The sequence below is a fragment of the Microbispora sp. H13382 genome, from assembly GCF_014161445.1.
In the GTDB taxonomy this organism is placed as follows: Bacteria; Actinomycetota; Actinomycetes; order Streptosporangiales; family Streptosporangiaceae; genus Microbispora.
This window is the reverse complement of sequence record NZ_JABBXA010000011.1, coordinates 167,510-187,947: the sequence shown is the minus strand read 5'-3', so window position 1 is coordinate 187,947 and position 20,438 is coordinate 167,510. Positions and strand designations below refer to the sequence as shown.

Below are 20,438 nucleotides of genomic sequence, written 5' to 3'. Positions count from 1 at the left end.
CGGCGTTCGGCCGACCCAGCGCTTCACGGAGGGAGCGGGGTGGTCAGGCCCCGCGCTTCGGGATGATCCGCTTGACCGCCACGGCGGCCGACACCAGCGTGAACAGGCCCAGGGCGATCCAGAGCGCGTTCCAGCCCATGAACGGGGCGGTCAGCGCCGCACCGCCGAAGCCCGCCGCGACACCCCCGATGGGTGGGTTGTTGTACATGTTCACCATTTCCTTTCCCGACGCCATGCGGCGTCCCAGAAGGCTTTCGCCTGTGCTAACTGCAGGAAGACATCGAAGATCATTTCTACGAACAGCAGGGCGGCGACGGCCATCTGCCTGCCACCCCTGCTGCGTACGGTCACGATCCGCTCGACCATGAAGACGCCCGTGACCGCCAGCCAGAGCGGATGGAAGGTGAGCGTGCCCGTGACCGCGATCGACCAGGCCGTGGCGCCCAGGTACGCGAAGATCACAATGATCCCGACCAGCGACAGGAGCTGGCGGCCCCAGTAGGGCAACGTGACCCGCGTCCAGCCGTAGTCGGTGAGGTTCTCCAGCGCCCCCCGCTTCCACCGCAGCCGCTGCTTGAACAGGTCCCTCCAGGTCTCCATGACCTCGGTGGTGAGCGTGCACTCCGCGGGACACAGGATGCGGAACCGTAGGTGCAGCAGCGCCAGGGTGAGCTCGTTGTCCTCGGTCAGGACACGTACGTCGTACACCTGGTCGCGGCCGGGGAGACGGCCGCCGCGGCGCGCCCTGACGACCTCCTTGAGCGCGAGCGCGCGGAACAGCGTCGCCGTCCCGGTGAGCACCAGCGCCTTTCCGCGCAGCCGTCGCACGTCCCTGGCGTAGCGCGCGTACTCGTTGCGCTGGAACATGCCCACCAGCCCGCCGCCCGGCTTGCCGGTGAAGGTGCCTCCCACCGCGGCCAGTTCGCCGGTGGCCAGCCGGAGGACGGCATGGTGGATGAAACCGGGATCGAGCGCCGAGTCCGCGTCCATGACCAGCACGGCGTGCCGGGACCCCAGCTGCGGCAGCAGGACTTCGAGCACCTGGTTGAGGGCGCCCGCCTTCTTGTGGCGGTTGCCGACCGTCCTGATCACCTCGGCGCCGTGCGCGCGGGCGATGTCCTCGGTCCTGTCGGTGCAGTTGTCCGCGATCACGATGACGCGGTTGGGCCCGCGCCGCTGTGCGTGCAGCGACGTGATCGTCTCGGCGATCTGGGTTTCCTCGTTGTGCGCCGGGACCAGCACGGTGACGTGCATGCGCGAGGGGTCGACCTCCGGGAGGTCCCGTTTGCCGTCGGCGCCCTTCGCGGCCCGGTGCCGGCCCGTACGGGCCTCCGCGAGGTCGCCCGGATGGACCGACGTGAAGGCATGTCCGCGGTGTCCGGCGTCAAGCGCGTGGCCGCGCCCGGCCTCCGGCGGCATGGGCAGAGTTTCTGACAGAACCACTTGAAACCCGTCCAGCTCCCAGCAAACCGCCGCATCGTGGTAACTACTTCCTAGAGGTTACACGCGTGACGAAAGTGACTGGTTTACATCAACGCGACATACGATGTGCGCGGAGATTTCAGGGTGGGAACGGTGATGAAATGGGCAGGGCCGTTGTCGCCGTCCTTCTGGGCCTGGCCGCGGCCGCCGTCGGCGTCACGGTCGCCGTCACGGTCGCAGCAGGGCCCTCCGGCGACCGCCAGGCGGCGCCGCCCGCGCCGCCCGTGAGCGTCTCCACCCCGCGGGCGCAGCCGAAGGCCACGGCGCGCGCGCTGCCGTCGTCACCGCCGGTCAGGCTGGAGATCCCGAAGATCGGCGTGCGGACCACGCTGATGACGCTGGGCAAGAACCCGGACGGGACACTGGAGGTCCCGCCCCTCGACAGGGTCGACGAGGCCGGCTGGTACCGGCTCGGCCCGTCGCCGGGCTCCCCCGGTCCCGCGGTCATCGCCGGCCACGTCGACTCGAAAGAGGGGCCCGGTGTCTTCTTCCGCCTCGGCGACCTGCGTCCGGGCGACACGGTGAGGATCTCCAGGAAAGACCGCACCCAGGCGGTCTTCGAGGTGGACTCCCTGGAGCGGGTGCCGAAGGACCGCTTCCCCACCCGCAAGGTCTACGGGATGGTCAAGTTCCCCGGCCTGCGCCTGATCACGTGTGGCGGGGACTTCGACGCCGCCAGTGGGCACTACCGCGACAACGTCGTCGTCTACGCCCATCTCGTCGCCGTGCACCGCCCGAAGGACGGCGCCCTCTCCCGTCGGTCGGCCGCGGGGGGATGACGCGACACCGGCCACGAGCGGCACGAGGGCGGGAGCGAGCGGTGCCGGTCACCCGTGAACCTTCTCGGGCAGGGAATCCAGGAAGCCTTCGGCCTGCATCGAGAACAGGTCGGCGTAGATGCCGCCGCGTGCCGTGAGCTCCTCGTGGGTTCCCCGCTCGACGACGGCTCCTTCGTCCAGCACCACCAGCAGGTCGGCCTCGCGCACGGTGTTGAGCCGATGCGAGATCAGGACGTTGGTACGGCCCGCCCGGTGCCGCCGCAACCTGCGATGGATCTCGTACTCGGCCTCGGCGTCCAGGCCGGAGCTGGGCTCGTCGAGGATCATCAGGTCGCGTCCCGCCCGCAGATGCGCACGGGCCAGGGCGAGTCGTTGCCACTGGCCCCCCGACAGGGTCACGCCGAGGGCGCCACCGGTGTCCCCGGCGGTGTCCCCGGGGGTGTCGTCCTCCTGGAAGAAGACCCTGGACAGGAGCGTGTCGTAGGAGCGGGGCAGACGGCTGACGAACTCGTGGGCTCCGGCGCCGTCGGCCGCGGCGGTGACGCGCTCGCGGTCGCGCAGGTGCTCCAGGTCGCCCAGGCCGATGTTCTCGGCGGCTGTCAGGTCGTACTCCATGTAGTCCTGGAAGACCGCGCCGATGCGGGCGCGCAGGTCGGCGGGGTCGAGGTCGCGCAGGTCCACCCCGTCCCACAGGATCGCGCCGCGCTCCGGGTCGTACATCCGGCACAGCAGCTTGATCAGGGTGCTCTTGCCCGCGCCGTTGCGGCCGACCACGCCCACCGTGTGCCCGTACGGGATGGTCAGGTCGACGCCGCGCAACACCCATGGATGGTCGGGCGAGTAGCGGAACCACACGTCGCGGAAGACGATCCCGCGCGCCAGGGGTGCTATCGCCCGGGGCGGCCGGGCGACGGGCAGGTCCGGCCCGGCGGCGACGACCCGCAGATAGTGGTCGAACAGCAGGAGCTGCCGGTGACACTGGGCGATGATGTGCACCAGCGACACGCCCGCGCTCTGCACGCCGGCCACCGAGGCGACCAGCAGGGAGATGTCGCCGATGCCGATCCGGCCGCCGGCGGCGGCCAGCACGGCCCACAGCAGCGTCCCGCTCGCCACCATCGTCCCGCCGAGGCCGATCAGGCCCTGAGCGCCGACCTGCCGGTGGTCCATGCGGCGGTTCTCCGCGTTGGCCAGGCGCCGCTGTTCGGTCATGCGGCGGCGCAGGTACGCGCCGATGCCGAACAGCCGGATCTCCTTGGCCGCCTGGGTGCTGGTCAGCAGATCGCGGAAGAACATCTCCCGGCGTTCGATGGGACTCAGCCGCCACGACAGCGCGGCACGTCTGCGGGCGAGCCACATCTCGACGAACAGCACCGGCAGAACCGAGGCCAGGATCAGCATCGGCATCCAGGGCGAGATCACCAGCAGTGATCCCAGGAAGCCCAGCCCGGTGACGACGGAACCGACGAGCGACAGCACGGCGGAGACGACCACACCCGGAGTGGTGCCGCCGTGCTGAAGGGCCATCCGCATGCGATTGAGGAACGCGGGATCCTCGAACCGGGCCAGGCCCACGAACCGCTCGGTCGCGGCGAACAGGCGTTCCTGGGCCAGGAGCCCGACGCGCCGCTCGGTCTCCTGCGAGGCGTACGCGGTGACGTGCGGAATCAGGCCGGTCACCAGGCCCGCGGCGGCGAGTCCCAGGCCTTTCCCGAGCACCGCGCCGGGCCCGGCCCCGGCGGTGATCTCGTCCAGCACCAGCTTGGTCAGCCAGGCCGTCACGACCGGCGCCGGCGCGGTCAGCAGCGTGAGCGTAACGCACACCGCGGTGAACAGCGGGCTGGCCTCCCAGCTCAACCGCAGCGCAATGAGGATCTTCCGCATCGTCAGACCTTCTCCAGCGCGGCCGTCACGTTGTGCATCAGCGTGCCGGATGCCCGGACCACTCCGCCGGGTTCGACGATCCCTACGGCGGGATAGCCCTTGACCCCCAGCGACGCGCACAGCGGCCCGCCGTGGAGGCCCTCCACCACGACGGTGGCCACCGGCTCCAGCCGCGCGAGCTTCTCGGCGACGCCGTCGGTGCCGACCACGAGAGCCAGCACCCGCTCCCTGCCTCCCGGGAAGGTCTCGGCGAACCGGACGAACTCCGGCAGGCGCTCCTCACACGCCCCGCATCCCACGGAGAACGCGGCCACCAGCGCCGGGCCGCCGGCGAAGAAGTCCTCGCCGACCGGCCTGCCGTCCACCGTGGTGGTGCTGAACGCACCCAGCCGCTCTCCCGACTCGCGCATGACGGGACCGAACCCACCCGGAGACGAATGTCCGTCCGATGCGGGGCCAGGCTGGGACAGCAGCGCGCCGAGGGCACGCAGCCGCCGGGCCATCCCCACGGTGAAGACGAGGTTCAGCAGGCACACCAGGACGGCGGCGCAGACGAGCGCCACCACGATATTCGACACGACAACCCCTAACTACGACGGTGACGGCGCCGCCGGCACCCGCGGCGGCGGTTCAGGTGAGCGGCCGGAACAGCTCGGCGACGTCGTCGGTGAGCAGAACCAGGCCGGCCCCGGTCAGAGCGGCGACCACCGCGGCCACGACACCGGCCGGTTCGAGCGCCGCGGGCGTGCCACCGGCGGCGAGCACCACCCCGGCCAGCGAGGCGGTCAGCAGCGCCGTGTTCCTGATGATCTGGGCCGGTCCCACCGGCGTGGAGGAGGTGCCGAAGCAGTTGCAGGCCACCTGCCTGCGGGCGCGCACGGCCGCGACGATCGCGGCGGTGAACGCCGCCAGCAGGACCACGGCGAGCGCGAACCCGGCCGCCACCGTGGCCGGAACGGCGAGCAGCACGACCGCGGCCAGTTCACCGGCGACGACCGCGGAAGGCACGAGGGACCGCAGCCTCGGCGGCACCCGTGGCGCCAGCTCTCCGGCGGCCCGGCGGAAGGCGGCGTACGCGTCCCGGCCGCGTATCTTGCCCGCCGCCGAGACCAGGAAGACCACGCCGATCAGAAACCGGCAGCCGACCAGGACGTACTCCATGGCAACCCCTACTCTCGGGAGGGGGTGCCGCGGCTCTACGCCAGCCGCGGCACCCCCGATCGTCCCCTTCAGGAGGTCCGGGTGACCGGTCGGGCCCGGATCACCCGGAGACCTAGCAGTTCGGCAGGAAGGGCGGGCAGACGGGCGGCGGGCAGGGGCCCGAGCCGGGGGGGCCGTACGTGCCCGGCCCGTAGGGACCATTGCTGTAGTTGCAGGTCGTCTGCTGCGGGTAGTGGCAGGGCTCGGTCTGGACCACGCTCGCCTTGCCGTCGCAGACCCGGATGAGCTGCCTGCCCGTCTGGTAGCTGGGGCAGTTGTAGATCGGCTCCCAGCGCTCAGTACATGCCAACGGTTCGACCTTCCTTCTCGTGACGGCTCCCCTCGGCGGGGAGCACGTGAGTGCGACACGGCCAAACCTAGGGACGCCGCGCATGGAGACGGCATGGCCGCGACATCACCTGGCGCGGGGTCTTCGATCGGATTGCGGGGCCGGACATATGTGCGGTTACGTATCGCCATGCCGATCAACCGCGGCACCCACGTCGACGACCCGCACCACCGATGGCTCGGCCCGGCGCCGGGCGGGACTCATCCCCAGCGGGCGAAGGAGTACAGCTGACATGCGGTTCGAAACGGGCGTCGACATCGACGCCTCCGCGGAGCGGGTCTGGCGGGTCATGACGGACGTCGTCAGATGGCCCGAGTTCACGCCCACCATGACCACGGTGGAGCACCTCGGGGACGGTCCGCTGGGCCTCGGCGTCCGCGTACGGATCAAGCAGCCGGGGCTTCCCCCGATGGTCTGGCAGGTGACGGAGTTCGCCGAAGGCCGGTCCTTCGCCTGGCAGGCGGCCGGCGGGGGCGTGACCACTCTCGCGACGCACGTGCTCACGCCCCGGGACGGCGGGGTGTCGGTCCTGCTCGGGATCGCCCAGTCCGGACCGCTGGCGCCGCTGATCGGCCTGCTGGTCGGCGGCCGCACCCGCAGGTACGTGCGCACGGAGGCGGAGAGCCTCAAGCGGCGCTGCGAGTCCGGCGACGACCGGTGAAAGGGAGGATGGGCCGGAGTCGCGGGGACTCCGGCCCACCGGCTACCGGGCGGGGTAGTCCGCGATGTACTGCGGCACCCCGACCTTGGTCGTGTCGGCCGCGTCGCCGACGCCGTTGACGACGTGGTCGATCGTCCCGGCGCTGAGGTTGACCGTCATGATGTGGTGCAACTTCACGCCCGGGGTCTGCGGGACCTCGAAGCCGTTCTCGGTGTGGATCTGCGGGTTGTTCTGGTTGAAGACGTAGACGCCCGCGCCGTAGAGGCTGTGCCTCTTCACCCGGTCGCCGACCTTGTAGCCGGCGTAGCCCTCGACCTTGCCGTTCATCCAGTCGGCCTGGGTGGGCGGGTCGTACGGCAGCTCGTTCTGGTAGAGGATCGTCGTGCCGTCCTCGCCGTTCCAGACCGTGTTGTAGCGCTGGAAGTGCTCGACGAACAGGCCGGTCGCCGTCACCCGGTCGCCGTTGATGACGGCGCCGTACCGGCCGATGTTGGTGTTCCAGCGCTGCGTGTCGGTGAAGCCCTCGACGCCGTGGTCGGCGCGCCACACCCAGGTGTGGTCGATGAGCACGTCGTCGCTGTTGACCTCGAGAGCGGTCTCGGTCTTGCCGACGTGCGGGCCGCCGACCCGGAAGTACACGTCGGACAGGGTCGTCGGGTCGTCCGCCGACGTCCGGTGGCCGCCGTGCTCGCTGCCAAGCCGCACGCCGTGCTCCTTGCCCACCCGCAGCAGGACCGGGGACTTCTGCGTGCCCGCGTCGACGGTGACCCCGGCCACGACCACGCCGGGGACGTCGGCGACCTCGATCGGGACCGCACCGCGTACGGCGGTGAGCGTGGCGTGCCCGATGCCGAGGACCACCGTGCCGGGCCGCTTGACCTCGATGCTCCGCGCGATGTCGTACACGCCCGGCGTGAGCAGCAGGTTCTTGCCGCGCGCGAGCTGGCTGTTGATGGCCTGCACGGAGTCGGACGGCTTCGCGACGAAGAAGTCGGACAACGGCACCGTACGGCCCGGCGTCATGCCGCCGGCCCACGAGACGCCGCGCGTGTTCTTCCTGGCGTCCGGCACGCGGACGCCGAACCCGCCCTGCGCGTCGGTGAACAGGTAGGGCTTCTCCCGGCTGACGGGGGTGTTCTCGATCGTGGTGTAGGGCGGGTCCGGGAAGCCGGACTCGTCCGGCGCGCCGACGACGCCCGAGAAGACCTGGTTCCACACGGCGTTGGACCACCCGGCGACCTCGGTGTTGCGGGTCAGCCACTGCTGCTGGGAGCCGTTCGTGACGGACGGCAGCCGGGAGTCGGCGATGAAGCCGCCGCTGGCGTACTGCGGGCCGGCGGTGCAGTAGTCCATCAGCGACAGGGTGCCGCCGGTGACGTTGAGGCGGCGCATGGAGACCGCCTGGGAGACGGCCCAGAAGTTCGCCGACTGGCGGCAGCCGTCCTGGCCCGCCGCGTTGACGTTGATGGAAAGGTTCGACAGCGTGCGCCAGAAGTTGACGAGCGCGAGGCAGTTGCCGGTGCCGTTGTTCTCCAGGCAGCGGTTGTAGACCTCGACCTTGCCGTTGATGACGACGTCGGTGGGCGATGCGCCCAGACCCGCGATCTCCGTGTAGTAGCCGACCTTGATCTGGAGCGGGCGCTCGGCGGTGCCGTACGTGCCGGGCTTGAAGAGGTAGGCGTGGCGCTCGGTGCCCATCTCGTTGTCGACCTGGGCGGTGTGCGCCGCGTCCAGGGTCGCCTGGATCTGGTCGACGGGCATGCTCGGGTCGAAGACGGTGACGTTCGGGCCGAGGTCGACGGCTCCCGGGTTTCCGTGGTCGCCGTGGTTGCCGTGGTCTCCATGGGCCGGTGCGGCGGTGGCGGCCGTCGCTCCCGCCGTCATGACGGCGGTCGTCAGCACGAGACCGGCCGTGAACGCCCGGCCGATCAGCCGGCGGCCGGGGCGCCGCCTGGTGGGACTCCCGGTTCCAGGAGTCTGGGTCGTCATACGGGTCGTCCTTTCCGCTGCGTACGCAGCGAGAGAGCGCTCTCTCCGCGGGCCCGACTTACATCAAGCCCTGAAAAATGTGTGGGACGTTTCTATCGCGCGAACCGGCTCCGGCGCTATGCCCCGAGCGCCATTGATTTCCGGTTCGCCCGGCCCGGCACAGCGGACCGCCCCGGGGCCTTCGTGGCTCCGGGGCGGTGCGCAGCGGATCAGGCGGCCTCCCGCAGATACCGCGCGTGGGCCGCGGCCAGCCGGCCGCCGACCTCGGCCGTGCTGACGAGCACGGACATGTTCGCCCTGGACGACCGGCCCTCGGTGGCCGCGTCCACGGCGCGCATGAGGTACTTCGTGATCGCGTTGCCGCGGACGCCGTCCCGCTCGGCCGCGGCCATCGCGCCGGCGATGGCGGCGTCCACCTCGGACGCGTCGATCGCGTCCTCCTCCCGCGCCGGTGTGGTGATCAGGAAGGAGCTGTGGTTGCCCAGCGCCCAGTGGTTCTCCACCGCCCGCGCGATCACCCGCTCGTCGTCCAGCCGCTGCGGGCTGCGGATGCCGCTGGACACGCAGTAGAACGCGGGGAAGTCGTCCGACCGGTACGACACCACCGGCACGCAGTGGGTCTCCAGAAACTCCATGGTCAGGCCCAGGTCGAGGATGCTCTTGGCCCCCGCGCAGACGACCGCCACCTTCGACCGGGTGAACTGGATCAGGTCGGAGGAGACGTCCATCGTCTTCTCCGCGCCCCGGTGCACGCCGCCGATGCCGGCCGACGAGAAGAACGGGATGCCGGCCAGTTCGGCCGCCACCACCGAGCTGGCCACCGTCAGCGCGCCGAGCCCGCCCTGGGCGAGGATCACCGGCAGGTCCCGGCTGCTGACCTTGGGGATGCCGGGGGTCGAGGCGAACCGCTCGACGTCCTCGTCCGTCATGCCGACCCTGAACCGGCCGCCCTCGACGCAGATCGTGGCCGGGACCGCGCCCCCGGCGCGGACCGCGTCCTCGACCTTCCGCGCGGTGGCGGCGTTGTCCGGATAGGGCAGGCCGTGGGTGATGACGTTCGACTCCAGCGCCACCACCGGCCGGCCCTCGGCGAGGGCGTCCGCGACCTCCTCGCTGTAGACCAGCGGGACGCGGCCGTGCTCCCTAGTCATCGTCGGCCCCTCAGTTCGTCGCGGCGGGGCCGTAGTTCGGCAGCTTGTTCAGTTTGTGCTTCTGGTTGAGGATCTCCGGGATGTAGACCTTCTCGTCCCACAGCTCCTGCGCGACCGGCTCCAGGATGATCGACACCGAGCCCTCCTCGCATCCGAAGGCGCTCGTCATCGCCTTGGTCACGGCCGCGACCAGGTCGGAGTGCTGCTGCTCGGTGAGGGGGACGGGGAAGTGCTTGATGCTGACGTGCGGCATGATGATCTCCTTACGGTGGGTCCCGAGACGATCCCCGATGGCTCCGGCCAGCTCGTCGATGTCCGGTTCCTTGAGCAGGCCGTAGTGATCGGCTTCCAGATCGACGACGACCGGGGGCGTCGCCGAATAGCCGCTGCTGTTCTCCAGGAACGAGTAGTCGTCGCCCCTGGCCTTGAAGATGGTGATCGGCGCGTCGATCCGCCGGCGGGCCAGCTCCCGGAAGGTGTAACTGAACTCGAAGGTCTCGCCCACCACCCGCATGATCCGGCGCACCAGGTCGATGTCCAGGTCGGGGAAGTTGCGGTGGACGAAGGCCGCGAAGCTCTCCTCGTCCACGGCCTCGGCCAGGCACCGCTCCAGCAGCGGCCCGGCGATCGTGCCCGCGAAGACCGAGAACAGGATCGTCACGTACGCCTCGTTGCCGAAGCCGGCCTCGCGCTCGTGCCCGGGCGTGGCCGCCGAGCGGACCTTCGGCGAGCCCGGCGCGATCAGGAACAGGTGCTCCACCCGCTCGCCGGCCTGCTCCAGCTGGTAGGCGGCCTCGAACGCGACGCGCGCGCCGAAGGAGTATCCCCACAGCGTGTACGGCCCGGACGGCTGCACCCGCCGGATCGCCTTGACGTCCTCGGCCGCCATCTCGCCGATGGTCGCGTACGGGACCTCCTCGGGGTTGATCCCGTACGCCTGGACGCCGTAGAAGGGCCGGGCGGCGCCCATCCTGGCGGCCAGCGTGCGCAGGTTCATCGTGTATCCGCCGAGGCCGGGCCAGCAGTAGACCGGCCGGCCCGCGCCCTCCCGCTGCAGCGGCACCAGCCGGGAGCACGCCTCGGAGTCGCGTCCGTCGACCCGGCGGGCGAGCTTCTCGATCGTGGGGCACTCGAACAGCACCTGGAGGGGCAGCGAGCCGCAGAACTCCCGGTTGATCTTGTTGATCAGCCCGACGGCGATGAGCGAGTTCCCGCCGGAGGCGAAGAAGTCGTCCTCCACCGAGACGGTCTCCCGCTTCATCGCCTTCTTCCACAGTTCGGCGATCCGGCGTTCGGTGACGGTCCGCGGCGCGACGTACGGCCGGTCGTCGTTGTCCACGTTCGTCGCGCCAGACGCGGCCAGCGCCTTGACGTCGATCTTCCCGTTCGCCGTGAACGGGAGCCGGTCCAGCACGACGACCTTGTTCGGGATCATGTAGTCCGGCAGGAAGTTGATCAGGTCGTCCCTGATCATCTCCGCCGGTCCCTTCATGTGGACCAGGTCCTCCTTCATCCCCTCGCTCAACCGCTGTTCGTCGCTCACGCGCCCGCCGATGAAGAAGTAGGACGGGCCCGTGGGCCGGCCGAGCGAGCGCAGGATGCCGTCGATCCGGCGCGCCGAGGGCAGGGCGTCGCCGGACTTCGAGCTGTATCCGGACGACATGAACCCGATGTTGACGTCGTTCATCGACAGGTGCTGCAGCGTGCGGCCCAGGTCGATGTAGCGCAGCCAGTCCTCGTCGTTCCTGCTGACCACCGAGACGCCGATGGAAGCCCGGTCGTAGACCTGCTGGTTGATCGCGATGACCTGCTTCTTGAGGATGAGCTCGTCCGAGATCAGGCGCAGCCGCCCGTTCTCGTAGGCGTACTGGCCCGCCCGCAGGTCGGGGACCCTGCCGGGATGCGCCTGGACGTAGAGGTCGACCTCGTCCGGGCGCGGCCCCGCGTACGGGACCAGCTCGAACGTGCCGAGGTAGTGGTCCTCGTCGGCGCAGTCCAGGTGGTCCTTCGTGGCCGGCGCGTACTCCAGGGCTCTGATGTCCAGGCCGTGCCCGGGCAGCACCTCCTCGAACAGGCCGACCATGTGGCCGGTCTCGATCTCCAGGACCTCGCGGATGTTGTTCTTGTAGACCGGTTCTATCGCCCGCTTCTTACCGATGAAGTGCACCTTCACCCGAGGCTCCGGCCCCCCGGCGGCCGGCCCGATCAGCACGAGCCGGTGGTGCACCGGGTGGTGGTAGTAGTAGCCCGGCCGGAGGCCGTCCATCCCGGTGATCTCGAGGTACATCTGGGTCGCGTACAACGCCCCGGGCGAGGCGTACGCGTACTTCGGCAGCAGGCGCTCCTCGCTGATGTGCTGGCCGAAGTGCCGCAGGATCTCGCCGAGCTCCGCCAGGCCGAGGGTGTCCAGGCCGCGGGAGTCCGCGTCCTCGGCCCGCCTGGCCAGCAGTTTCAGGATGTCGCCCCGGCCGACCTCCCCGCCCTCGTAGAACCGGTAGGTCTTGCGGGCGAACGCCAGCGCGCGTTGCCGCGCGGTCGCCTGCCTGCCCGGCAGGTCGACGACCGGCCTGCCGTCGAGCTCCGCGGCGTCCCGGACTCCGGGGTTGGACAGCTGCGCCCTGACCTGGAGCCTGCTCGCCTTGGACTGGTGGTGCGCGCCGTGGTTGCCCTGGTCCATCAGCGCCGCTTCCTTGGGATTCAGCTCGACGCAGGCGATCAGGTTCTGGAATCCGGTGCGCGGGTCGTCCTTGACGATGACCGCGGCGTGCTTGACCCAGTCGTGGGTCTCGATCGCCAGCTTGATCTCGTCCAGCTCGACCCGGAACCCCCGAAGCTTGATCTGGTTGTCCGCGCGGCCGACGAACTGGACGGTGCCGTCGGCGTTCCAGTACGCGAGGTCGCCGGTCCTGAACAACCGGCCCTCGCCGAACGGGTTGTCCACGAACCGCTCCGCGGTCAACTCGGGCCGGTGCAGGTAGCCGCGGGCGACCTGGACGCCGCCGATGAACAGCTCGCCGATCTCTCCGACGGCCACCGGCGATCCGCCGAGGTCGAGGATGTGGTAGCCGGTGTGGTCGACCGGCGCGCCGATCGAGATCGCGTGCGGGCCCTCGCCGACGGCCGCCGGGTCCACGGTGTACGCCGAGGAGTTGATCGTGCATTCGGTGGGGCCGTACAGGTTGACCAGCTCGCACCCCGGCAGGGTGTCGAAGAAGCTCGTCGCCAGCGTCTTGGACAGGACCTCGCCGCCGGTGAAGACCTGCGTCAGCGACGTGCAGCCGTGCAGCTCCTCGGTGTCCACGAGCGCCGTCAGCAGCGTCGGGACGCACTGCAGCGTGGTGACGTCGTGCGTCCTGATGACGTCGATCAGCCGCTCGGCGTCCCGGTAGACCCCCGGCGGGCCCACGACGACCACCGAGCCGCAGACCGGCGCGAGGATCTCCCACTGCGCCGCGTCGAAGCTCATCGGCGTCTTCTGCAGGACGATCTTGTCGTGGCCGATCCCGTAGCCGGCCCGCAGCCACCGCATCTGGCTGACGATGCTGCGGTGCTCGATCATCACCCCCTTCGGCTTGCCGGTGCTGCCGGAGGTGTAGATGACGTACGCGAGGTTGCCCGGCCGCAGGCCCGGGTGACGGTCGCCCTCGGGCGAGCCCGCGGACCGCGCCGCGTCCTTCAGGGTGACGATCCTCGTCCCGGCGGGCGCCAGCTCGGTCAGCCTGGCCGCGAGCTCGTCCTGCGTGACGACGACCCGCACGCCGGCGTCCTCGATCATGTAGCGGAGGCGCTCTTCCGGGTATTCGGGGGACAGCGGGAGGTAGGCGCCGCCGGCCCGCAGGATGCCCCACACCCCGACCATCAGGTCGATCGACGGCTCGACGAACAGCCCCACACATTCGTCGAGGTCCACGCCGAGCTCCCGCAGGTGCCCGCCGAGGGCCGCGCCGCCCTCCGCGAGCTCGCGGAAGGTCAGCCGCAGGTCTCCGCAGACGACCGCCGTGTCGTCCGGGCGCGTCCGGGCCTGTGCGTCGAGCAGATCGGGAAGACAGACGTCCTCAGGTGATTCCCGCCTCGCCTCAGTGACTGGAGTGGTGGTCATTTCCTCCCCCTGCGATGAGCGGACAAGAGTTGGTGGGAAGCCGCGGCCCTCGGCGCCGTCGCGGCCACGGCCGCGCCCGGCGCGGCCGTGGGCCGGATGACCGGCAGCGAGACGCCGGCCGCGCCGATCACGCGGCGCCGGCGTTCATCGTGTGATGTCCGTGCCGAAGTACCGGTCGCCGAAATCGCCGATGCCGGGGATCATGTAGGCGTTCTCGTTCAGCCGTTCCTCGATGGCCGAGGTCACGATCCGCAGGTTCGGGTGGTGCGCGTGGACCGCGTCGATGCCCTCCGGCGCCGACAGCAGGGTGACGAAGACGATGTCGTCCACCGCGACCCCGTGGCCGAGCAGCACCTCGATGGCGGCCAGCGCGGTCCCGCCGGTGGCCAGCATCGGGTCCAGCAGCAGCACGCTCCGCCGGTCGATGTCCGCGGGCAGCGCGGAGTAGTACAGCCGCGGCAGCTTCGTCACCTTGTCCCGCTGGATCAGGATCTTGCCGATCCGCACTCCCGGCGACATCGCCCGCAGCTCGTGCTCCATGCTCTCCCCGGCGCGCAGGACGGACACCCCGCAGATCCGCGTGGCCGGTCGCAGGCCGTGGTAGGTGCGCCCCACAGGGGTCTGCACGTCGAACGGCTCGTACGGCAGGAGGTCCAGGGCCGTCTCGACGAGCTGACGGATGATCCGGCCCGACGTGGTGACGAAGCGCTCCGGGTCGGCGTGCCGGTCCCGGATGATCGTGTGCAGCGCCCGGAGCTGCCTGGTCTGCGGCAGCAGGTGCACGGTGTCGAGCGCCGGCCCGGTCGTGGTCGCTGTCGTGATCGTCATGACTTCTCACCCGCCTGCAGCTCGGCGAAGGCCCTGCGGGCCTCGTCGACGAACTTGCGCACCTTCAGCCGGTCCTTCCGGCGGGTGACCGGGTCCTCCAGGCCGGTGTGCGCGTCGACGGCGGCCGGGCGGACCTCGGCGATCGCGGCGGCGACGTTGTCCGGGTTCAGCCCACCGGCGAGCATCAGCGGCTTGGGCGAGATCCGGACCAGTTCCGCGCTGATCGACCAGTCGTGCAACAGACCGGTGGCGCCCTTGGCACCGGTGGCCGGGTTGAAGGTGTCGGTGATGAACATGTCGACCCACTCGGCCGCCTCGTCCACGATCGTGGCCAGTTCGTCGAGGTTGTCCTGCTTGACCACGAGGCTCTTGAGCACGTACAGGTCGGGGGCGATGCGCCGCAGCTTCCGCAGTTCCTCGCCCGTCACGTCGCCGTGCAGCTGGATCGCGGTGACGCCGAGCTCCGCGCAGAAGGTCTTGATCTCCTCGGCGTCGGTCAGGTAGGTGATCACGACACCCCTGTGCTCCGGCTGGATCTCCTTGACGATCGCCGCGGCGTCCGCTTCGGACAGGTCCTCGTTCTTCGCCGGCAGCCGCAGGGCGAAGCCGAGCCAGTCCGCGCCTTCCTCGCGGATCAGGTCCGCCTCGGCCTGGTCGATGACACCGGCCACCTGAATAAGTCCCTGCATGTTGACCCGCCTTTCGAACCGGCCTTAGCGGCCTCGGTCGGAAACGAATTGCAATCGGCCACGAACGATGGCATTGAGCTGCCCGCGACAGTTCGGCCTTTCGCGCTGGAATTAGCAGCGGCGCGAATACTCTGGCCTGGCGAGGCGTATTCAGAATTGGCCGCGGCGCACTTTTCCCACAACCCCTAGCAGCCCCATAAGCATGTCAGGACAATCCGGGACACCTGCGGACTTTTCGGGTGCCCCAGAGCCGGGCGAGAAAAATACGGCGGGCAACCCCTTTCGACCCCTATCGGAGGACGGCCCGCCCCGAATCGCGAACGACTCTCGTTGACCCGGCGGAAAACGCCGAACTAGCCTCCGTTTCGGAGTGCCTTGAGCACGCGCGAGAAACGGCGGTGGTGAGAATGCACCACGGACAATCGCTTTCCCCGGATCATCCGCCGGCGCGGCTCCCCGCCCTCCGGCGCGCGATCGCCGGATCGCACGCCCGCCCATGCCGCCGGGGCGCCGTCACCGGCCCCTCTGGTCAATCACTTAGCGCTAAGCTAATGTCTCTTAGCACTAAGCGAAGTTGCCCAGCCGACGCACGAACGTCCGCTCTCCCCTGCCCGGACCGGGCCACGCGCACAGGAGGAACCAGATGACCGTCATCGAGTCCGTCTCCGCCGAAGCCGGCAGACCGGATCGCGTGCCCATCAAGAACTGGCTCGCGGTGATCGCCGTCGCGCTGGGGACCTTCCTGGTGGTGACCGTCGAGAACCTGCCCATGGGCCTGCTCACGGCCATCGGCGGCGGCCTGAACGTCACCGACGGCGAAGTCGGTCTCATGGTGACCGTGTCCGGCCTGGTCGCCGCCGTCACCGCCCCGCTGCTGCCCGTGGCGATCCGGGGGCTGGACCGGCGGGTGGTCCTGCTCGGCCTGATCCTGCTGGCACTGGTGGCCAACGTCGTGTCCGCGCTCACCCCCTCGTACGCCGTGCTCATGGTGGCGCGGCTGTTCGTGGGCGTCAGCATCGGCGGGTTCTGGGCGCTCGCCGCGGGCCTCGGCGTCCGCCTGGTCCCCGGGGCGCACGTCGCCAGGGCCACCTCACTGATCTTCTTCGGCGCCATGGCCGCCAACGTCCTCGGCGTCCCCGCGGGCACGTTCGTCGGCGAGCTCACCGGCTGGCGCGTCGCGTTCGGCGCGGTCGCCGTGGTCGCGCTCCTGCTGGTGATCGCGCTGGCCGTGCTGCTGCCGCGGATGCCGGCGACCGAGCCGGTCCGGCTGCGCACACTGGGCGAGCAGCTGCGCACGCCCGCCGTCCGGGTCGGCGTCATCGCCACGTTCCTGCTGGTGTCCGGGCACTACGGCGCCTTCACGTTCGTCAGCCCGATCCTGCAGGACGTCTCCGGAGTGGACGCGACGTTCGTGGGCCCGCTGCTGCTGGCGTACGGCGTGGCCGGGATGATCGGCAATTTCATCGCCGGCTCGTGGGCGGGCCGCAACGTCCGCGGCACGATCGTCGCGGTCAGCGTCGCGCTCGCGGTCATCCTGGCGGCGTTCCCGTTCCTCGGCGGCAACGCGGTCACCGGGTCGATCCTGTTGATCGCCTGGGGGTTCGCGTTCGGCGGCCTGCCGGTGAGCGTGCAGACCTGGATCATCAAGGCGGCGCCGCAGGGCATCGAGGCCGCCACCGGGCTCAACACCTGCATGTTCAACCTGGCGATCGCGCTGGGGGCGCTGTTCGCCAGCCTCATCGTCGGGGCGGTCGCCGTGACCGGCGTGCTGTGGGTCGCGGCGGGTCTCGTGATCCTGACGTCGCTGGTGGTGTCCGGCGCCAGGCGGGTCTAGGAAGCCCGCTCGTCGCCCAGTGACGTCAGCAGTTGCCTGAGGGTCTCGGCCAGGTTCTCCCGCTGGGCGGGGGTGAGCCCGGCGAGCAGGCGCCGTTCGGTGTCCACGTGGTCGGGCAGGGCGCGGTCGATGAGCTCGCGGCCCGCCTCGGTCAGATCGACGTGGACACCGCGGCCGTCGACGTCGCTGGGCGTCCGGGTCACCAGGCCCCGCGCCTCCAGCCGGTCGAGGCGCTGGGTGACCGCCCCGGAAGTGATCATGGCTGAGCGCATCAGCTCGGCCGGGGCCTGCCGGCCGCCACGGCGGAGGGTGGCCAGGACGTCGAACGACGAGGGGTCCAGGTCGTGCTCGGCGAACGTGCGGCGCAGCTCGTTGTTGACGAGCTGGGTCAGCCGCGACAGCCGGCCGAAGACCGCCATCGGAGACACGTCCAGGTCGGGGCGGGCATGGGCCCACTGCTGCAGAACGTGGTCCACATGATCGGGCACATCGCAAGGTTACCGCCACGGCAACCACCCGGATCGAGAGGGAGTAACAGGCATGCGCATCACGGTGTTCGGGGCGACGGGGAACGTGGGCAGGCGTGTGGTCGCCGAGGCCGTGTCCCGCCGGCACGAGGTGACTGCCGTGGCCCGGACCGCGGTGCGGCTCGCCGGGCTGCCCGACAGGGTGCACGGCGGGGTGCACGGCGGGGTGCACGTGCGGGCCGGCGACGCGACCGACGTGGACGACGTCGTCGCGTCGATCGCCGGGCAGGACCTGGTGATCACAGCGACCTGCCCGGCCCCCGGCCAGGAGGGCGAGCTGGTCGCGGCCGCCACCACGCTGCTCGCGGCGTGCGCCAAGACCGGCGTGCGCCTGCTGCTCGTCGGCGGCGCGGGCAGCCTGACCGTCGAGGGCGGCGGCCGTCTGATGGACCGGCCGGGCTATCCGTCCTTCCTGCTGCCCATCGCGTCGGCCTGCGTCGCCCAGCTGGCGGCCTGCCGGGCCGACACCACCGCGGACTGGGCCTACCTGAGCCCGGCCGACCTGCTCGTCCCCGGCGCCCGGACCGGCCGGTACCGCGTGGGTGCCGACGAACTCCTCGTCGACGCCGACGGCGAGTCCCGCATCTCCATGGAGGACCTCGCGGTGGCGCTGCTGGACGAGGCCGAACGGCCGCGCCACCACCGGACCCGTTTCACCGTGGCGTACTGAACGCGAGAGAAGGCACCGCGAGACGGGCTCATCCCGATTCGTCCCCGCGCCGACGGAGCGCTCGCTCGGTGATCCCGCTGGAGAGCTTGCCCGTCACCGATCTGGCCCGGCCGAGGGTCTCGTTACCGAGGTGCCTGGCGGCATCGACGCCCTCTGCTCCCGTCTCGAGCACCTTGTCCCTCACCTCCACGGCCGCGTCCACCCATCGTCTTGCTTCCAATGACTGCCGACCGTGCTCGATCCCGAGCCGCCCGTGGAAGTCGACGACGGCGATCGCGACATGGTCGCTCGAAAGCACCACGGCCCGGGACGCGGTCGGGTGCAGCAACACCTTCGTGTTGGCCGTGCCGGCAGCCGCATCCATGCGGGCCATCAGACGCTCGGTGCACCGTGAGATGAGATCCAGCCGGTTCTGCCGTGCGGCCCGAAGCCCGAGGCGATGCCGGTCCAGCTCCTCCGGAGACGTGTCCAGCACCCGGTCGAGTTCGAGCACGGCGATCGAGTCCTGCAGTTGGAAGCAACGAGCCAGAACGGCGAGCCACTCCTGAGCCTTGGACTCGGCCTCCTTGGCCGTCTTGGCGAGATCAGCGATCTTGGTCTTGTGCTCCACCTTCTCCGCGAGTGCGTCGAGTTGGCGCAACGCGTACGCCTGGGTTCGTGTAATGGTCACCGATGTGGTCTGCACCTTCGACCACGTGACCTCGGAGACCCGGCCCACCTGCTCCCGGATGGTCATGGCCTCTTCGATCACGAGGTCCACTCCGATCATGTCCGCCACCACAGCGTCCTTCTGGGCGCGGAGCACGTCGTCGACCTTCTCGTCGATCGTGGCGAGATAGTCGGTGATCTCGTCCATCGTCTGCTGCATCGCGACCTGCGCCATGATCCCCGCGGCACCAGCCAGAATCGCCGGGTTGGTCAGAAACGACCCTGACCCCTTCGTGAAATCGACGAATCCCTTGATCTGGCCGTTGTTCCCCTTCAGCACACCGGTACTGAGACCCGACTTCGAGCTTTTCCTCAGCCCGTACTTCTCGACAAGCTGTGCGGACTCCTTGGTCAGCTTCACCCAGCGACCTGAGTTGGCGGCGATCTCGGAACCTGCCTGTGCGGCTCCAGCCCCGATATCGAGAACAGATCTGAGCCGTCGCAGTCCGAGGTCCTTCGACGGCAGTCCCTCGGAGACCAGGAAGCGTTCGACAGCCGTCGGATTCCCGATGACCGCCAGTCCATCGCCGTCGCTGATCAGCTCAATCTCGTCATCCATCGTCGGCTCCTGAAGTAGGGGCAGGGAAACGGCTCTCCGCACATTTCACCGGCGCGCGGGGTGTGAAGCTCGCCGCGAATCGAAGCCCTGCCGATATCGAGATCGATTCGTGATTCGGAGCCGACAGGATTTCGAGCGTGCTTTCAGCCCAGGGGGAGATATGAAGCGTCTCGCGGTCGCCGGTGTTGTGCTCGGTATGCTCACGGCGCTGTCCGCCGGCGTCGGCGCCGCTCACGCCGATTCGCCCGCTCAGCCGGTTGAGGCGCTCAGGCAGCAGTTCGGGGCTGGACGTGGAGTGCTGGTTTCGGAGACGGCCCGAACGACTTCCAAACGTGCCAAACAGACCTACGTCACCCACACCACCGGCTCGATCGGATTCGGCAAATCCGGCGTAACCGGCTATGACCTCACCTCCAGGCTGGAAATCACCCCTGCGCTCGAAGCCACTGTCCCCCGCGAGCACCTGGAAGACCTGCGCGCCCCGCTCCGCGCGGTCAACGTGGGGTCCGACACCTATGTCCAGGGTTTCGGGTGGGGTCCGATGCCCGCGGGAAAGACCTGGACCAGATTCGACGGGAACACCGCGACCTGGGGAAATTATGGCCAGCGCGGGCATCAAATCGTCGACGTGCTCAGCCCCGCGAGGCTCAAGTTCGTGATCTCGAAAGCGGTGGTCCACCGCCCGGGCGAATATCGCGGCACCCTCAGGACGCAGGACCTGTACGCGGCGCAGGGCCCCATGAATCCGGACAGGCTCAAGGTCTCGTTCAGACTGTTCGTCGGCCCGGACGGACTGCCGGTTCGCCTGGTGACGCGGTGGGCGGAGAAGGATTACGAGTTCTCCCGCGACGACGAATTGGTCAGAACCGTCTACACCAGCGTCGTGGACACGCGGTATCACCACTGGGGCGCGAAGGTGAGGGTCACGGCGCCTCCGGCATCCCGCGTCGTCGTCTTCGACGACCTCCCCGCGAACCAGCCGAATCACAACGTCGTCAGGATTCCGTGATTCATTCGCGAAGTTTCCGT

At 69.8% G+C, this 20,438-nt stretch carries 18 protein-coding genes; 5 read left to right on the top strand and 13 right to left on the bottom strand.

The features are described from left to right. Positions 1-43: 43 nt before the first annotated feature. Both HHX41_RS22755 and HHX41_RS22750 read right to left on the bottom strand, forming a co-directional pair. Entirely contained in the window at positions 44-208 is a 165-nt protein-coding gene (locus tag HHX41_RS22755) for a hypothetical protein (RefSeq protein WP_169981784.1), read from the bottom strand. A gap of 2 nt (positions 209-210) precedes the next feature. Further along, positions 211-1,419 carry a glycosyltransferase family 2 protein gene (locus HHX41_RS22750; protein WP_182907640.1) on the bottom strand — a complete coding sequence of 403 codons (1,209 nt, stop codon included), beginning with the start codon at positions 1,417-1,419 and terminating at the stop codon, positions 211-213. 164 nt (positions 1,420-1,583) lie between these two features. Between HHX41_RS22750 and HHX41_RS22745 the strand changes: the two genes are divergently transcribed. Next, positions 1,584-2,261 carry a class F sortase gene (locus tag HHX41_RS22745; RefSeq protein WP_169981782.1) on the top strand — a complete coding sequence of 226 codons (678 nt, stop codon included), beginning with the start codon at positions 1,584-1,586 and terminating at the stop codon, positions 2,259-2,261. 48 nt (positions 2,262-2,309) lie between these two features. On the opposite strand, the gene HHX41_RS22740 is transcribed toward HHX41_RS22745, so the two are convergent. The 4 genes from HHX41_RS22740 to HHX41_RS22725 all read right to left on the bottom strand — a co-directional run bounded on the left by HHX41_RS22740 (position 2,310) and on the right by HHX41_RS22725 (position 5,655). Next, entirely contained in the window at positions 2,310-4,145 is a 1,836-nt protein-coding gene (locus HHX41_RS22740; protein ID WP_182907639.1) for an ABC transporter ATP-binding protein, read from the bottom strand. Between the two features lie 2 nt (positions 4,146-4,147). Beyond that, positions 4,148-4,723 carry a hypothetical protein gene (locus HHX41_RS22735; RefSeq protein ID WP_182907638.1) on the bottom strand — a complete coding sequence of 192 codons (576 nt, stop codon included), beginning with the start codon at positions 4,721-4,723 and terminating at the stop codon, positions 4,148-4,150. Positions 4,724-4,775: 52 nt separating this feature from the next. Further along, positions 4,776-5,306 (bottom strand): MauE/DoxX family redox-associated membrane protein, encoded by a 531-nt coding sequence (locus HHX41_RS22730; RefSeq protein WP_182907637.1) that lies wholly within the window; start codon positions 5,304-5,306, stop codon positions 4,776-4,778. 112 nt (positions 5,307-5,418) lie between these two features. Beyond that, on the bottom strand, positions 5,419-5,655 hold the full coding sequence (locus tag HHX41_RS22725; protein ID WP_182907636.1) for a hypothetical protein: 237 nt from the start codon (positions 5,653-5,655) through the stop codon (positions 5,419-5,421). Between the two features lie 271 nt (positions 5,656-5,926). Here HHX41_RS22725 and HHX41_RS22720 point away from each other — a divergent pair, with 271 nt between their 5' ends. Beyond that, positions 5,927-6,355: an SRPBCC family protein gene (locus HHX41_RS22720; RefSeq protein WP_182907635.1), complete on the top strand. Its 429-nt coding sequence runs from the start codon at positions 5,927-5,929 to the stop codon at positions 6,353-6,355. Positions 6,356-6,397: 42 nt separating this feature from the next. On the opposite strand, the gene HHX41_RS22715 is transcribed toward HHX41_RS22720, so the two are convergent. From HHX41_RS22715 to HHX41_RS22695, 5 genes are all read right to left on the bottom strand, one after another. Then, positions 6,398-8,344, bottom strand: coding sequence for an adenylyl cyclase (locus HHX41_RS22715; RefSeq protein WP_259401214.1), 1,947 nt, complete (start codon positions 8,342-8,344; stop codon positions 6,398-6,400). Positions 8,345-8,553: 209 nt separating this feature from the next. Further along, entirely contained in the window at positions 8,554-9,495 is a 942-nt protein-coding gene (locus HHX41_RS22710; protein ID WP_182907634.1) for a pseudouridine-5'-phosphate glycosidase, read from the bottom strand. Positions 9,496-9,505: 10 nt separating this feature from the next. After that, complete coding sequence (locus HHX41_RS22705; RefSeq protein WP_182907633.1) at positions 9,506-13,594, bottom strand: amino acid adenylation domain-containing protein; 4,089 nt, start codon at positions 13,592-13,594, stop codon at positions 9,506-9,508. Between the two features lie 144 nt (positions 13,595-13,738). Beyond that, positions 13,739-14,422, bottom strand: a complete 684-nt coding sequence (gene upp, locus HHX41_RS22700) for a uracil phosphoribosyltransferase (protein WP_182907632.1) — start codon at positions 14,420-14,422, stop codon at positions 13,739-13,741. Then, complete coding sequence (locus HHX41_RS22695; RefSeq protein ID WP_182907631.1) at positions 14,419-15,111, bottom strand: phosphoribosylanthranilate isomerase; 693 nt, start codon at positions 15,109-15,111, stop codon at positions 14,419-14,421. Before HHX41_RS22695 ends, upp begins: the two co-directional genes overlap by 4 nt. Before the next feature lie 643 nt (positions 15,112-15,754). Here HHX41_RS22695 and HHX41_RS22690 point away from each other — a divergent pair. Then, positions 15,755-16,945, top strand: a complete 1,191-nt coding sequence (locus HHX41_RS22690) for an MFS transporter (RefSeq protein WP_169981772.1) — start codon at positions 15,755-15,757, stop codon at positions 16,943-16,945. Here HHX41_RS22690 and HHX41_RS22685 read toward each other — a convergent pair. Continuing rightward, complete coding sequence (locus HHX41_RS22685) at positions 16,942-17,433, bottom strand: MarR family winged helix-turn-helix transcriptional regulator (protein ID WP_169981771.1); 492 nt, start codon at positions 17,431-17,433, stop codon at positions 16,942-16,944. The two genes, HHX41_RS22690 and HHX41_RS22685, sit on opposite strands and share 4 nt — an antisense overlap. Before the next feature lie 52 nt (positions 17,434-17,485). Here HHX41_RS22685 and HHX41_RS22680 point away from each other — a divergent pair, with 52 nt between their 5' ends. Continuing rightward, positions 17,486-18,142, top strand: coding sequence for an NAD(P)-dependent oxidoreductase (locus HHX41_RS22680; RefSeq protein ID WP_182907630.1), 657 nt, complete (start codon positions 17,486-17,488; stop codon positions 18,140-18,142). A gap of 28 nt (positions 18,143-18,170) precedes the next feature. Here the strand turns inward: HHX41_RS22680 and HHX41_RS22675 are convergent, their stop codons facing one another. Continuing rightward, entirely contained in the window at positions 18,171-19,409 is a 1,239-nt protein-coding gene (locus tag HHX41_RS22675; RefSeq protein ID WP_182907629.1) for a hypothetical protein, read from the bottom strand. Positions 19,410-19,569: 160 nt separating this feature from the next. Here HHX41_RS22675 and HHX41_RS22670 point away from each other — a divergent pair, with 160 nt between their 5' ends. Beyond that, entirely contained in the window at positions 19,570-20,418 is an 849-nt protein-coding gene (locus HHX41_RS22670) for a hypothetical protein (RefSeq protein ID WP_182907628.1), read from the top strand. Positions 20,419-20,438 lie beyond the last annotated feature (20 nt).